At 72.5% G+C, this 14,620-nt stretch carries 8 protein-coding genes and 1 pseudogene; 6 read left to right on the top strand and 3 right to left on the bottom strand.

What is annotated here, in order from left to right; genetic code table 11:
- Positions 1 to 12: 12 nt before the first annotated feature.
- The 3 genes from IF28_RS0133280 to IF28_RS0133270 form a co-directional block, all read right to left on the bottom strand.
- A complete protein-coding gene (locus IF28_RS0133280) occupies positions 13 to 1,476 on the bottom strand; it encodes a glutamate synthase subunit beta (RefSeq protein WP_030228421.1) in 1,464 nt (487 codons plus the stop codon).
- A complete protein-coding gene (gene gltB / locus IF28_RS0133275) occupies positions 1,469 to 6,067 on the bottom strand; it encodes a glutamate synthase large subunit (protein ID WP_078621602.1) in 4,599 nt (1,532 codons plus the stop codon). The genes IF28_RS0133280 and gltB overlap by 8 nt, the downstream gene beginning before the upstream one ends.
- 371 nt (positions 6,068 to 6,438) lie before the next feature.
- Positions 6,439 to 7,170: a VIT1/CCC1 transporter family protein gene (locus IF28_RS0133270; RefSeq protein WP_030228415.1), complete on the bottom strand. Its 732-nt coding sequence runs from the start codon at positions 7,168 to 7,170 to the stop codon at positions 6,439 to 6,441.
- A 261-nt stretch (positions 7,171 to 7,431) separates the two neighbouring features.
- On the opposite strand from IF28_RS0133270, the gene IF28_RS0133265 reads away from it, so the two are divergent.
- The 6 genes and pseudogenes from IF28_RS0133265 to IF28_RS0133240 all read left to right on the top strand — a co-directional run bounded on the left by IF28_RS0133265 (position 7,432) and on the right by IF28_RS0133240 (position 14,579).
- Positions 7,432 to 8,436 (top strand): ADP-ribosylglycohydrolase family protein, encoded by a 1,005-nt coding sequence (locus tag IF28_RS0133265; protein ID WP_030228413.1) that lies wholly within the window; start codon positions 7,432 to 7,434, stop codon positions 8,434 to 8,436.
- Entirely contained in the window at positions 8,433 to 9,953 is a 1,521-nt protein-coding gene (locus IF28_RS0133260) for an ADP-ribosylglycohydrolase family protein (RefSeq protein ID WP_234325400.1), read from the top strand. Before IF28_RS0133265 ends, IF28_RS0133260 begins: the two co-directional genes overlap by 4 nt.
- A 7-nt stretch (positions 9,954 to 9,960) precedes the next feature.
- Positions 9,961 to 11,142 carry an ADP-ribosylglycohydrolase family protein gene (locus tag IF28_RS0133255; RefSeq protein WP_030228410.1) on the top strand — a complete coding sequence of 394 codons (1,182 nt, stop codon included), beginning with the start codon at positions 9,961 to 9,963 and terminating at the stop codon, positions 11,140 to 11,142.
- A pseudogene (locus tag IF28_RS38345) lies at positions 11,130 to 12,545 on the top strand (ADP-ribosylglycohydrolase family protein); the annotation flags it as partial. The gene IF28_RS0133255 and the pseudogene IF28_RS38345, both read left to right, overlap by 13 nt.
- Before the next feature lie 40 nt (positions 12,546 to 12,585).
- The gene (locus IF28_RS0133245) at positions 12,586 to 13,752 is read left to right on the top strand and encodes a CaiB/BaiF CoA transferase family protein (RefSeq protein ID WP_234325401.1); all 1,167 of its coding nucleotides are present in this window, start codon (positions 12,586 to 12,588) and stop codon (positions 13,750 to 13,752) included.
- Positions 13,749 to 14,579 (top strand): HpcH/HpaI aldolase/citrate lyase family protein, encoded by an 831-nt coding sequence (locus IF28_RS0133240; protein ID WP_030228403.1) that lies wholly within the window; start codon positions 13,749 to 13,751, stop codon positions 14,577 to 14,579. Before IF28_RS0133245 ends, IF28_RS0133240 begins: the two co-directional genes overlap by 4 nt.
- Positions 14,580 to 14,620 lie beyond the last annotated feature (41 nt).

The raw sequence follows: 14,620 nt of genomic DNA, 5'->3' as shown, positions 1-14,620 counted from the left end.
GATCCCTCGGGATCAGACCGTCAGCGCGCGGTCCGTCGGGCGGATCGGGGCCGGCAGCTCGCTCGCTCCCGTCAGGAAGCGGTCGCAGCCGCGGGCGGCCGAACGGCCCTCGGCGATCGCCCACACGATGAGCGACTGGCCGCGGCCGGCGTCACCGGCGACGAACACGCCGGGCACATTGGTCTGGAAGTCGGCGTCGCGGGCGATGTTACCCCGTGCGTCGAGGTCCAGGCCGAACTGGTCGACCAGCCCGTTGTCCCGGTCGGTGCCGGTGAAGCCCATGGCGAGGGTGACGAGCTGGGCGGGGATCTTGCGCTCGGTGCCCGGCTTCGGCGTCAGCCTGCCGTCGACGAACTCGACCTCGCTCAAGTGCAGCCACTGCACGTTGCCGTCCTCGTCGCCCTCGAAGTGGGTGGTGGAGACGGAGTAGACCCGCTCACCGCCCTCCTCGTGGGCGGACGTGACCTTGTAGAGCATGGGGAAGGTCGGCCAGGGCTGGGCGACCGGGTTCCGCTCGTCGTTCGGGCGGGGCATGATCTCCAGCTGGGTGACGGAGGCCGCGCCCTGGCGGTGGGCGGTGCCCACGCAGTCGGCGCCGGTGTCACCGCCGCCGATCACCACGACGTGCTTGCCCTCGGCCGACAGCGGCGGGGCGACGTAGTCGCCCTCCTGCACCTTGTTGGCCAGCGGCAGGTACTCCATGGCCTGGTGGATGCCCTTGAGCTCGCGGCCCGGCACGGGCAGGTCGCGCGCGGTGGTGGCGCCGACGGCGAGGACCACGGCGTCGTACCGCTTGCGCAGCGCGGTGGCCGGCATGTCGCGGCCGATCTCCACACCGGTGCGGAACTTGGTGCCCTCCGCGCGCATCTGCTCGATACGGCGGTTGATGTGCCGCTTCTCCATCTTGAACTCGGGGATGCCGTAGCGCAGCAGGCCGCCGATGCGGTCGGCGCGCTCGTACACGGCGACCGTGTGGCCGGCCCGGGTCAGCTGCTGGGCGGCGGCCAGGCCGGCCGGGCCCGAGCCGACGACGGCGACGGTCTTGCCGGAGAGGCGCTCGGGGACCTGCGGGGCGACGTCACCGGTCTCCCACGCCTTGTCGATGATCGAGACCTCGACGTTCTTGATGGTGACCGGCGGCTGGTTGATGCCGAGCACGCACGCCGACTCGCACGGAGCGGGGCACAGGCGGCCGGTGAACTCCGGGAAGTTGTTGGTGGCGTGCAGCCGCTCGGAGGCGGCGCCCCAGTCCTCGCGGTAGGCGTAGTCGTTCCACTCGGGGATGAGGTTCCCGAGCGGACAGCCGTTGTGGCAGAAGGGGATGCCGCAGTCCATGCACCGGCTGGCCTGCTTGCTGATGATCGGCAGCAGGGAGCCCGGGACGTAGACCTCGTTCCAGTCCTTCCTGCGCTCCTCGACCGGACGGGACCTGGCGACCTCGCGGCCGTGGTTCAGAAAGCCCTTCGGATCAGCCATTGATCGCCGCCTCCATCATCTTCTCGGTGATCTCGGTCTCGGAGAGACCGGCTCGCTCGGCGGCGTCCTTGGCGGCGAGCACTGCCTTGTACGTGCTGGGGATGATCTTGCTGAAGCGCTCCACGGCGGTGTCCCACTCGGCGAGCAGCTTCTCGGCGACGGTGGAGCCCGTCTCCTCCCGGTGCCGGCGGACCACGTCGTGCAGCCACTGCCTGTCGGCGTCGTCCAGGGCCCCTACGGCGTCCAGGTTGCCGGCGTTGACGTTGTCCCGGTCGAGGTCGATGACGTAGGCGACGCCGCCGGACATGCCGGCCGCGAAGTTGCGCCCGGTCTCGCCGAGGACGACGGCGTGTCCGCCGGTCATGTACTCGCAGCCGTGGTCGCCCACGCCCTCGGAGACGACCAGCGCACCGGAGTTGCGGACGCAGAACCGCTCGCCGGTACGACCGCGCAGGAACAGTTCGCCGCCGGTAGCGCCGTACGCGATCGTGTTGCCGGCGATGGTCGAGTACTCGGCGAGGTGGTCGGCCGCGCGGTCCGGGCGGACCACGAGACGGCCGCCGGACAGGCCCTTGCCGACGTAGTCGTTGGCGTCGCCCTCCAGGCGCAGCGTGACCCCGCGCGGGACGAAGGCGCCGAAGGACTGGCCGGCGCTGCCGGTGAAGGTGATGTCGATGGTGTCGTCGGGCAGGCCCGCGCCGCCGAACTTCTTCGTCACCTCGTGGCCGAGCATGGTGCCGACCGTGCGGTTGATGTTGCGGATGGCGACCTGGGCGCGCACCGGCTGGGCGTCCTCGGCGCCGGCGGCGGAGAGCGCGTCGGCGGCGAGCTTGATCAGCTCGTTGTCGAGCGCCTTCTCCAGGCCGTGGTCCTGGGCGACGGTCCGGTGACGGGCGGCGCCCTCGGGCAGCTCGGGCACGTGGAAGAGCGGCGCGAGCTCCAGGCCCTGTGCCTTCCAGTGGTTCACCGCGCGGGTCACGTCGAGGACCTCGGCGTGACCGACGGCCTCCTCGATGGAGCGGAAGCCCAGCTCGGCGAGGAGTTCGCGGACCTCCTGGGCGATGAACCGGAAGAAGTTGACGACGTACTCGGCCTTGCCGGAGAAGCGGTCGCGCAGCACGGGGTTCTGGGTGGCGATGCCGACCGGGCAGGTGTCCAGGTGGCAGACGCGCATCATGACGCAGCCGGAGACGACGAGCGGGGCGGTGGCGAAGCCGAACTCCTCGGCGCCGAGCAGCGCGGCGATGACCACGTCACGGCCGGTCTTCAGCTGGCCGTCGGTCTGTACGACGATCCGGTCGCGCAGGCCGTTGAGCAGCAGGGTCTGCTGGGTCTCGGCGAGGCCGAGCTCCCAGGGGCCGCCCGCGTGCTTGAGCGAGGTCAGCGGGGAGGCGCCGGTGCCGCCGTCGTGGCCGGAGATGAGCACCACGTCCGCGTGGGCCTTGGAGACGCCCGCCGCGACCGTGCCGACGCCGACCTCGGAGACCAGCTTGACGTGAATGCGCGCCTTGGGGTTGGCGTTCTTCAGGTCGTGGATCAGCTGGGCGAGGTCCTCGATGGAGTAGATGTCGTGGTGCGGCGGCGGGGAGATGAGCCCCACACCGGGAGTGCTGTGACGGGTCTTGGCGACCCACGGGTAGACCTTGTGGCCGGGCAGCTGGCCGCCCTCGCCGGGCTTGGCGCCCTGGGCCATCTTGATCTGGATGTCGTCGGAGTTGACCAGGTACTCGGAGGTCACACCGAAGCGGCCGGAGGCGACCTGCTTGATGGAGGAGCGGCGGGCCGGGTCGTACAGGCGCTCCGGGTCCTCGCCGCCCTCACCGGTGTTGGACTTGCCGCCCAGCTGGTTCATGGCGATGGCGAGGGTCTCGTGCGCCTCGCGGGAGATGGAGCCGTACGACATGGCGCCGGTGGAGAACCGCTTGACGATCTCGGAGACCGGCTCGACCTCGTCGACCGGGATCGGGCCCCGGCCGGACGTGAAGCCGAAGAGTCCGCGGAGCGTCATCAGGCGCTCGGACTGCTCGTTCACCCGCTCGGTGTACTTCTTGAAGATGTCGTACTCGCCGGAGCGGGTGGAGTGCTGGAGGCGGAAGACCGTCTCCGGGTCGAACAGGTGCGGCTCGCCCTCGCGGCGCCACTGGTACTCGCCGCCGATCTCCAGCGCGCGGTGCGCCGGCGCGATGCCGGAGGCGGGGTACGCCTTGGCGTGGCGGGCGGCGACCTCCTGGGCGACGACGTCGATGCCGACGCCGCCGATCTTGGTGGCGGTGCCGTTGAAGTACTTCTCCACGAAGGCCTCGCCGAGGCCGACGGCCTCGAAGACCTGGGCGCCGCGGTAGGAGGCGACGGTGGAGATGCCCATCTTGGACATGACCTTGAGGACGCCCTTGCCGAGGGCGTGGATCAGGTTACGGATGGCCTTCTCGGCCTCGATGCCGGGCAGGAAGGTGCCCGCGCGGACGAGGTCCTCGACGGACTCCATCGCCAGGTACGGGTTGACGGCGGCGGCGCCGTAGCCGATGAGCAGGGCGACGTGGTGGACCTCGCGGACGTCGCCGGCCTCGACCAGCAGGCCCACCTGGGTGCGCTGCTTGGTGCGGATGAGGTGGTGGTGGACGGCCGCGGTGAGCAGCAGCGACGGGATCGGCGCGTGCTCGGCGTCGGAGTGCCGGTCCGACAGGACGATCAGGCGGGCGCCGTTCTCTATGGCGGCGTCGGCCTCGGCGCAGATGTCGTCGATGCGGGCGGCGAGCGCGTCGCCGCCGCCGGAGACCCGGTACAGGCCGGAGAGGGTCGCGGCCTTGAAGCCGGGCATGTCGCCGTCGGCGTTGATGTGGATGAGCTTGGCCAGCTCGTCGTTGTCGATCACCGGGAAGGGAAGGACGACGCTGCGGCAGGAGGCCGCGTTCGGCTCCAGCAGGTTGCCGGAGGGGCCCAGCGGGGAGCGCAGGGAGGTGACCAGTTCCTCGCGGATCGCGTCCAGCGGCGGGTTGGTGACCTGGGCGAACAGCTGGGTGAAGTAGTCGAAGAGCAGGCGGGGGCGCTCGCTCAGCGCGGCGATCGGGGAGTCGGTGCCCATGGAGCCGATCGGCTCGGCGCCGGCCTTGGCCATCGGCGCGATCAGGACGCGCAGTTCCTCCTCGGTGTAGCCGAAGGTCTGCTGGCGGCGGGTGACCGAGGCGTGGGTGTGCACGATGTGCTCACGCTCGGGCAGGTCGGGCAGCTCGATCTCGCCGGCCTCGAGCCACTCCGCGTACGGGTGCTCGGCGGCCAGGGCGGCCTTGATCTCGTCGTCCTCGATGATGCGGCGCTCGGCGGTGTCCACCAGGAACATGCGGCCGGGCTGCAGACGGCCCTTGCGGACGACCTTCGCCGGGTCGATGTCGAGGACGCCGACCTCGGAGCCGAGGACGACGAGGCCGTCGTCGGTGACCCAGTAGCGGCCGGGGCGCAGTCCGTTGCGGTCGAGTACGGCGCCGACCTGGGTGCCGTCGGTGAAGGTGACGCAGGCGGGGCCGTCCCAGGGCTCCATCATCGTGGAGTGGTACTGGTAGAACGCGCGCCGGGCCGGGTCCATGGAGTCGTGGTTCTCCCACGCCTCCGGGATCATCATCAGCACGGAGTGCGGCAGCGAGCGCCCGCCCAGGTGCAGCAGTTCGAGGACCTCGTCGAAGGAGGCGGAGTCCGAGGCGTCGGGGGTGCAGACCGGGAAGATGCGCTCGAGTTCCTTGCCGGTGCCGAACAAGTCCGAGACCAGCTGGGACTCACGGGCGCGCATCCAGTTGCGGTTGCCCTTGACGGTGTTGATCTCACCGTTGTGCGCGACGAAGCGGTACGGGTGGGCGAGCGGCCACGACGGGAAGGTGTTCGTGGAGAACCGGGAGTGCACCAGCGCGATCGCGGAGCCGAAGCGGCGGTCGGACAGGTCCGGGAAGAAGGGCTCGAGCTGGCCGGTGGTCAGCATGCCCTTGTAGACGATGGTCCGCGCGGACAGCGACGGGAAGTAGACGCCCACCTCGCGCTCGGCGCGCTTGCGCAGCACGAACGCCTTGCGGTCGAGGTCGATGCCCTTGCGCTCACCGGCGGTGACGAAGATCTGCCGGAAGAGCGGCATCGTCGAGCGGGCGGTGGCGCCGAGCAGCTCGGGCGCGACCGGCACCTCGCGCCAGCCGAGGACGGTCAGGTCCTCCGCGGCGGCGATCTCCTCGATACGGGCGACGGCGTCGTCGGTGCCGTCCTCCGGGAGGAAGGCGATACCGACGGCGTAACCGCCGGCCTCGGGGAGTGCGAATCCGGCCACCTCGCGGAAGAAGGTGTCGGGGACCTGGGAGAGGATTCCGGCGCCGTCGCCGGAGTCCGGCTCGGAGCCGGTGGCACCGCGGTGTTCGAGGTTGCGCAGGACCGTGAGGGCCTGCTCGACCAGGGTGTGGGACGCCTCGCCGGTGAGGGTGGCGACGAAGCCGACGCCGCAGGCGTCGTGCTCGTCGCGGGGGTCGTACATACCCTGCGCGGCAGGGCGAGCATCCATGAACGACCAGTTCAGGTGGGTGTTCGTGGAATGCTGGGACGGCTGGCGCGGCGTACGCATCGGCTCTCCCGTCGTCGTCATGTGGCATGTGCAAGGTGCCGAGGGACGACGTTGGCCCTCTGCGTGAGTGCAAAATTTGGTGCAGGTTACATGATGGAGCGATTCTCGGGAAGCGGGATATTCCGTTCCAGCATGCGGACACCACATGGGTCGCGGAGGGGTTCCGCGCCTGGCGGTGGAAGCTATGGAGACCGGATCGGACAGATCGATGTCCACCGGTCGATGGCGGGAAAGGACTCCTGCGTCCGGCCCGCGGGGCACGCCGTCGGCCTCTTTGCCCACAGCGCTTACGGCTCATGCCCAGCGGTCACGCCATCGAAACCAGCACGTAATGACTATTTATACGGCCTCGGGTATACGTGCCAGCCACATCATCCTACGGCCGTCCCGAACAGCGTGCCCAGGGCGTACGTCACACCGGCCGCCGCGCCGCCGAGCGCGAGCTGCCGCAGACCGCTGAACCACCAGCTGCGCGCCGTCACCTTGGCCACCACGGCACCGCACAGGAAGAGGCCGAGCAGCGCCAGCAGCACGGCGGGCCACAGGCTGCTCGCGCCGAGCAGATACGGCAGCACGGGGAGCAGGGCGCCCAGCGCGAAGGAGCCGAAGCTGGACACGGCGGCGACGGTGGGCGAGGGCAGGTCGCCGGGGTCGATGCCGAGCTCCTCACGGGCGTGGATCTCCAGCGCCTGCTCGGGGTCCTTCGACAGCTGCCGGGCGACCTCGCGGGCCAGTTCGGGCTCGACGCCGCGGGTCTGGTAGAGCGCGGCGAGTTCGGCCTCCTCGTCCTTGGGGTGCTTGCGCAGCTCGCGCCGTTCGACGTCGAGCTCGGCCTCGACCAGCTCGCGCTGGGAGGCGACGGAGGTGTACTCGCCGGCCGCCATGGAGAAGGCGCCGGCGGCCAGTCCGGCGAGGCCGGTGATCACGACGGTCTGCTGGCCGACCGAGCCGCCGGCGACACCGGTCATCAGGGCGAGGTTGGAGACCAGCCCGTCCATCGCGCCGAACACCGCGGGGCGCAGCCAGCCGCCGTTCACGTCCCGGTGCGTGTGGTTGTCGCGGTGTGCCTCGTGCAGTGCCGCCTCGGTCTCGATGATCGCCATTCCCGTGTCCCCCACAGCCTCTTCTTTGGACAGATTCTATTCTTCGACAACGCTCAATGTACGCCTCCTCATTCCTGCCCGCCAGCAAGGAAAGGCTGGGCTAAGCTGCGGTTTTGCGGGTTTCGCTCGTTTGTGTAGAAGGCCGCGCAGATGTCGACCGGGTGACACCGAAGCTCACGAGGCTGTGCGGGACACCGCACCGGGGACAGTTCCGCAAAGGGCTCCGCGCCTTTCGGGGCGCTCCTGAGAGGAGGGCCCCGTATGGCATCGACCGTCCCCATCCCCTCTGTCCCGGCCCCCGGGAACACCCTCGGGCTCCGCGAGCGGGCGCGCGGCGCACTGCTCGGGCTGGCCGTCGGGGACGCGCTGGGCGCCCCGGCCGAGAACATGAAACCGTCCGAGATCCGCGCGCGATGGGGGCGCATCACGGGATACGTGGCGGAGCGCCCGGCGGGCACGGACGACACCGAGTACGCGATCTTCTCGGGCCTGCTGCTGGCCCGGCACGGCTCCGCGCTCACCCCGGCGCATGTGGAGGCGGCCTGGCACGAGCAGATCGCCGACCGCGCGGAGGGCCCCTTCCGGGGGGCCGGGTTCAGCGAGCGGGGCACGCTGGAGAATCTGCGCCGGGGGCTGGCGGCCCCGATCTCCGCCCAGCACCGGCACGCCTGGAGCGACGGGCTGGCGATGCGGGCGGCGCCCCACGGGGTGTTCGCGGCCGGCCGGCCCGACGAGGCGGCCCGGCTCGCGGCGATCGACGGTTCGGTCAGCCACGAGGGCGAGGGCATCTACGGCGGCCAGGCGGTCGCGGCGGGTGTGGCGGCGGCGATGGCGGGCGCGCCGGTGGTCGCGGTGGTGGCCTCGGCGCTGGCGGTGGTCCCGGAGGACTCCTGGACCGCCCGCTCACTGCGCCGCGCCGTGACCGCCGCCCACCTGGGCGAACGCGCGGTGCGCGCGGCGGTGGTGATCGGCGGCTACCCGTGGACCGACCTGGCCCCCGAGGCGGTCGCCCTCGCCTTCGGCGCGTACGCGGCGGCCGACGGCGACTTCGAACCGGCGGTACTGACGGCCGTCAACATGGGCCGCGACGCCGACACCACGGCGGCGGTGGCGGGCGCGTTGGCGGGTGCGACCCGGGGCGCCTCGGCGATCCCGCCCGCCTGGTCGTCGGCGATCACCCCGGCCCGGGGCACCTGCCTCCCGACGATGGCGGGCCACCACGTCCTGGCTGTCGCGGACCTGCTGTCCGAGGAGACACGGCGATGACGACCCCCACGGAAACGGAACGCCCGGCGGCGGCCCCGGCGAAAACCACCCCCCGGCCCACACCCGAGCACACGAACCACCCACCCGCGCCGGCCGACGCGGAACCCGCCCCACTCACCCCACCCACACCCGCCGACGCGGAACCCACCCCACACACCCCACCCACGGTCGCCGACGCGGAACCCACCCCACACACCCCACCCACGGTCGCCGACGCGGAACCCACCCCACTCACCCCACCCACGGTCGCCGACGGCGGGACGGCCCCACAGGGGCCACCCGCACCCGACGACGAGAGCCGCACGGGTGGTGCGGGTGGGAACGAATCCCCGGCCGAAGGCGAAGCCGAGGCCGAACTTCCGCCCCGGCGGCAGCCGCACGCACATGGTCCCGCCAAGCAGCCGCAGGCAAGAATCACGGGCCTGCTCCTCGGCCTCGCCGCGGGCGACGCCGCCGGCTGGCCCGCCGCCCGCCACCGCGCGGCGCGAATGCCGGAGTGGACAAGACGCCTCACCCGCGAACTCGACACCTTCGCGGAGCAGAACGCCACGACCACCCTCCCCGTCCCCATCGCCCTCAACCAGCCCTCCGAACCCCTGCGGCTGGGCCCCTCCGACGACGCCGAATGGGCGGCCTTCGCCGCGGAGGCGGTCCTGCGCGCCGGAGACGACACCGCCTTCGGCGACCTGAGCCGGGAGCGCCGCACCCGCGCGGCGATCGACCTGACCTGGAACACCCTCGCCGGTGAGATCGCCGCCGCGGCGGACCGCGCCCCCGAGACGGAGTCCGCCGTACTCCCGCTGCGCGCCCGCATCTCCGTCCGGGCCGGCCTCGGCAACCTCGCCACCGGCCTGCGCCCTCCCGCCACCGGCCACGACAACCCGCACTACTTCGACGACGCCGCCTGCGTACGCGCCTGCGTCCTGGCCGTGGCCCACCCCGGCGACCCCCGGGCGGCAGCCGGCCTCGCGGAGTTCGACGCCCGCTACACCCAGGACGGCGACGGAGTGCACGGCGCCCGCGCCATGGCCGCCGCCGTCTCCCTCGCGCTGACCGGCGCGGATCCGCACACGTGTGTGGCGGCGGCCTGCGCCGAGCTGCCCGAGGACACGGAGATCGGCCGCAACGCCCGGCACGCCCTGAAACTCGCGGCGGACGCCGACAGCGCCTTCGCCCTCGTACCACCGCTGGAGCACCAGATCGTCGACCACGTCTACAGCTACGGCGTGGCCGCCGCCGAGACCGTCCCCGTCGCCCTCGCCCTCACCATCGCCGCCCACGGCCGCATCGCGGAGGCGGTCCCGGCGGCGGCCTGTCTGTCGCGGGTGGCGGACTCCGCCCCGGCGCTCGCCGGCGCCCTCACCGGCGCGCTGGGCGGCGGCGCGTCGGTCCCGAAGTCGTGGCGGGAGAGCTGCCGCACCCTCTCCGGCTGCGTACTCCCCCGGCTCACCGGCACGGATCTGGTGGAACTCGCCGGGCTCCTGGAAGCCGCACAACCGGCCCCCGTGAAGGGATGATTCGGGCATGAAGCGCGAACAGTCAGAAAACCCCGGCCGAGGGCTCCCCCTGGACGAGCGGATCACCGGCGCCCTCGTGGGAGCGGCCGTCGGTGACGCCCTCGGCGGGCCGGTCGAGGGGTACTCCCCCGAGCAGATCGTCGAGCGCCACGGCGGGCGGGTGCACGGTGTCGTCGGCCCGTGGAACGGCGCCGGCTGGCGCACCGCCCGCCCGATCGCGCCGTACCACAAGGGCGACGGCCACGTCACCGACGACACCCTCATGACGCACGCGCTGGTACGGGTGTACGCGACGGTCCGCGACCACCTGGACGCGTACGCCGTCGCCGGCCACCTGGTCCCGGACCTGATGACGAACCCGCGCTGGATCCCGGAACTCGAGGCGGAGGCACTGCCGCTGCAGCGGATCTTCCTCGCCGAGAAGTGGCTGGTGGCCCGACTGCACTACGGCCACGTCGACCCGCGCGAGGCCGGCACCGGCAACATCGTCAACTGCGGGGCCGCGATGTACATGGCCCCGGTCGGCCTGGTCAACGCCGCCCACCCGGCCGCCGCCTACGCAGAGGCGCTGGATGTCGCGGGCGCGCACCAGTCGTCGTACGGCAGGGAGGCGGCCGGTGTCCTCGCGGCGGCGGTGGCGGCGGCGTGCGCGCCGGGCGCGACGGCGGACTCGGTGGTCGCCGTGTGCCTGTCCCTGGCGAAGGACGGCACGCGGGAGGCGATCGAGAAGGTGTGCGAAGTCGCCGCGCGGTACACGGACTTCGAGTCGGCGCTGGGCCCGCTGCGGGAGGCGGTGACGCCGTACGACACGGTCGGCCCCGACTACCGCTCCCCCTCTCTGGGCGCACGCCGTCCGTCCCGGCTGCACGCCATCGAGGAACTCCCGGTGGCGCTGGGCATGCTGGTGGTGGCCGGCGGCGACTTCCGGCACGCGGTACTGGGCGCGGTGAACTACGGCCGCGACTGCGACTCCATCGCCACGATGGCCGGCGCGGTGGCGGGCGCGCTCGGCTCGCCGGTGCCCGAGGACTGGTCGAAGACGGTGGCGGAGGCCAGCCGCCTCGACCTGTGGGAGCCGGCGTCGGCGCTCACGGCCGTGACGCGCGAGATCTTCGCGCGGGACGTGGACCGCCGCCGCGCCCACGAGCGGGCGTTCGCGGAGCTGGGGGGTCCCGGATGCTCCGACTGACCTGGGTCCAGCCGGAGGACCTGATCGGCCACGAGCTCCGCCAGGCCACGCAGGACGGCCGCGAACCCTCCGCCGTCGCAGCCCGCTGGCAGGCAGCGGCCGGCCCCGAAGCCCCGCACCACGCGGGCGCGTCGGCCACCCCTGCCTCCCCGTACCTCCGCCTCCTGGCCACCGACCTCCTGGACGAACTGGCCGACCTCCCCAGCAGACTGTCCGACGAGGAACCGACAGACCTGACCCGCATCAAGTCCCTGTGCCCCGACTGGCCGCCCGCCCCCGCGAACCGCCCCACACCACCCACCCCCGCACACCACGAACACCCACCGCCCCACACCTCCCCCCTCCGCGAGCAGCCGCCGCACACCTCCGCACTCCACGAACAACCACCGCCCCACACCCCCGCACTCCGCGGGCAATCGTGCCGCTGGGGCGGCACGGGTGGGCGCGACGGCACCCCGCAGGCGCCGGGCCGCGCAGACACCCCCCGAGCAGCACACCCCACCGCCCTGGAAGCCGCCTGGCTCGGCAGAGCGGTCGGCTGCCTCCTGGGCAAACCAGTGGAGAAGCTCCCCCTGACAGGCATCCGCCAACTCGCCAAGGCCACCGGCAACTGGCCCCTGAAGACCTACTTCACCGCCCACGGCGTCCCCCAGGACCTCCTCACCCGCTACCCCTGGAACCGCCGCTCCGCGACGACCTCCCTCGCCGAGAACATCGACGGCATGCCCGAGGACGACGACCTCAACTACCCCCTCCTCAACCTTCTCGTCCTCCAACGCCACACCCGCGCCTTCACCCCCACCGACGTAGCCACCGTCTGGCTCGACGAACTCCCCGCCGGCCGCACCTTCACCGCCGAACGCATCGCCTACCGCAACCTCCTCAGCGGCCTGGAACCCCCGCTGACCGCCCGCCACCACAACCCCTTCCGCGAGTGGATCGGCGCCCTGATCCGCGCCGACGTACACGGCTGGACCAACGCCGGCGACCCGGCCGCCGCCGCGGAACAGGCCCACCGCGACGCGACCCTCACCCATACCGCCAACGGTGTCTACGCGGCGATGTTCACCGCGGCCGTCATCGCCACCGCCGCCACCGGCGACCACGACGTGCACGCCTGCCTGCGCACCGGACTCACCGTCGTCCCGCCCCGCTCCCGCCTCTCCCACGCCGTCCGCCAGGCCGTCGAACTCGCCCACCAGCACACCGACTTCGACACCGTGGTGGACGCCCTGCACGCCACCTACGCCGCCACCCACCACTGGGTGCACGCCGTCCCCAACACCGCCCTGATCGCCGCCGCCCTCACCCACGCCGACGGCGACTTCACCGGCTCCGTCCGCCGTGCGGTGTCCGGCGGCTGGGACACCGACTCCAACGGAGCGACGGCCGGCAGCATCGCCCGCCGCCCCCCGCTCCCCCGCCGACCCCCCGCTCACCGGCCTGCGCGTCCTGGACCTCGCCACCCTCTTCGCCGGCCCCCTCGCCGCGACCCTGCTCGGCGACTTCGGCGCGGAGGTCGTCAAGGTCGAGCATCCGAGGAAACCGGACCCCTCCCGCGGCCACGGCCCGTCGAAGGACGGCGTCGGCCTGTGGTGGAAGATGCTCGGCCGCAACAAGCGCACCATCACCCTCGACCTGTCCACACCCGGCGGCCGGAGCACCCTCCTGCGCCTCGCCGAGACCGCCGACGTGATCATCGAGAACTTCCGCCCCGGCACCCTGGAGAAGTGGGACCTGGGCTGGCCCGAGCTGTCCGGCGTCAACCCCCGGCTGATCCTCACCCGGGTCACCGGCTTCGGCCAGTTCGGCCCGTACGCGCACCGCCCCGGTTTCGGCACCCTCGCCGAGGCGATGAGCGGCTTCGCCGCGATCACCGGCGAACCGGACGCCCCGCCCACCCTCCCGCCGTTCGGCCTGGCGGATTCCATCGCCGGCCTGACCACGGCGTACGCGGTCATGACCGCGCTCGCCGGCCGGGACCGCACGGGAGAGGGCCAGGTCGTCGACATGGCGCTGATCGAGCCGATCCTGACCGTGCTGGGCCCCCAGCCGACCTGGTACGACCAGCTGGGCCACGTCCAGCCCCGTACCGGCAACCGCTCCCAGAACAACGCCCCGCGCGGCACCTATCTCACCGCCGACGGCACCTGGGTAGCCGTCTCCACCTCGGCCCAGTCGATCGCCGAGCGGGTGATGGTGCTGGTGGGCCGGCCCGATCTGATCGACGAGCCCTGGTTCGCCACCGGCGAGGACCGGGCCCGGCACGCGGACGTCCTGGACGAGGCCGTCGGCGGCTGGATCGCCCGGCACACCCGCGCGGACGTGCTGGCCGCCTTCGAGAAGGCGGAGGCGGCCGTCGCACCGATCCAGGACGTACGGGACGTGATGACGGACCCGCAGTACCAGGCCCTGAACACCATCACCACGGTCGACGATCCCGAGCTGGGCCCGCTGCGTATGCAGAACGTGCTCTTCCGGCTCTCCGCCACCCCGGGCGCGATCCGCTGGGCGGGCCGTCCGCACGGCGCGGACACCGAGGAGGTCCTCACCGAGCTGGGCCTCACCCCGGCCGACCTCGCCGGGCTGCGCGCGGAGGGCACCCTGTGACGGGCTTCCCGCTGACCTGGCTGTACGCCCCCGGCGACCGTCCTCCGGTGGTGGCGAAGGCGCTCACCTCGGGCGCCGACGTGGTGGTGATCGACCTGGAGGACGCGGTCGCCCCCGACCGCAAGGCCTACGCCCGCTCCGCCACGGCCGAGCTGCTGCGCGACCCCCAGCCGGTGCCGGTCCATGTCCGCGTCAACGCCGTGTCCGGTCCCTGGTCCCGCGCCGACCTCGCGGCGGTGGCACCGTCCCCCGGGCTGTCGGGACTGCGTCTGCCCAAGGTGTCGTCGCCGTCCGACGTCGTGCGCGTCGCCCGCCGGGCGGTGTCCGCGCACGGCGGAGCACTGCCCTTGTACGCCCTCCTGGAGACGGCCCTCGGCATCGAACGCGCCCATGCCGTCGCCACCGCGCACCCGTCCCTGCGCGGGATCGCCATCGGTGAGGCGGATCTACGGGCCGACCTGGGCGTACGTGACGACGCCGGCCTCGACTACTCCCGCTCCCGGGTGGTGGTCGCCGCGCGGGCGGCGGGACTGGCCCCGCCCACCCAGTCCGTGCACCCGGACATCCGGGACCTGGACGGTCTGGCGGCGTCCTGCGCCCGGGGCCGCGCCCTGGGCTTCCTGGGCCGCGCCGCGATCCACCCCCGCCAGCTGCCGGTCATCGAGCGCGCCTACCTCCCCACGGAGGAGGAGATCGAACAAGCGGAGACCATCCTCAAGGCGGCGGCGATGACATCGGGCGCCCAGGCCCTCCCCAACGGCACCTTCATCGACACGGCGGTAGTCCTGGCAGCCCAGAGAACCCTCTCCCTGACCACCAGACCCTGACATCCCCGCGCCCCCGCCCATCCCTGCGCCCCCGCCCATCC

The sequence above is a fragment of the Streptomyces sp. NRRL WC-3626 genome (genome assembly GCF_000718785.1).
GTDB lineage: Bacteria > Actinomycetota > Actinomycetes > Streptomycetales > Streptomycetaceae > Streptomyces > Streptomyces edwardsiae.
The sequence above is the reverse complement of the archived record's forward strand: the minus strand, read 5'-3'. Positions and strand labels throughout refer to the sequence as shown.

Bases quoted from the DNA above. Each gene is read 5' to 3' on its own strand.
- IF28_RS0133280 (WP_030228421.1), bottom strand. From the start codon at position 1,476: ATGGCTGATCCGAAGGGCTTTCTGAACCACGGCCGCGAGGTCGCCAGG.
- gltB (WP_078621602.1), bottom strand. From the start codon at position 6,067: ATGCGTACGCCGCGCCAGCCGTCCCAGCATTCCACGAACACCCACCTG.
- IF28_RS0133270 (WP_030228415.1), bottom strand. From the start codon at position 7,170: ATGGCGATCATCGAGACCGAGGCGGCACTGCACGAGGCACACCGCGAC.
- IF28_RS0133265 (WP_030228413.1), top strand. From the start codon at position 7,432: ATGGCATCGACCGTCCCCATCCCCTCTGTCCCGGCCCCCGGGAACACC.
- IF28_RS0133260 (WP_234325400.1), top strand. From the start codon at position 8,433: ATGACGACCCCCACGGAAACGGAACGCCCGGCGGCGGCCCCGGCGAAA.
- IF28_RS0133255 (WP_030228410.1), top strand. From the start codon at position 9,961: ATGAAGCGCGAACAGTCAGAAAACCCCGGCCGAGGGCTCCCCCTGGAC.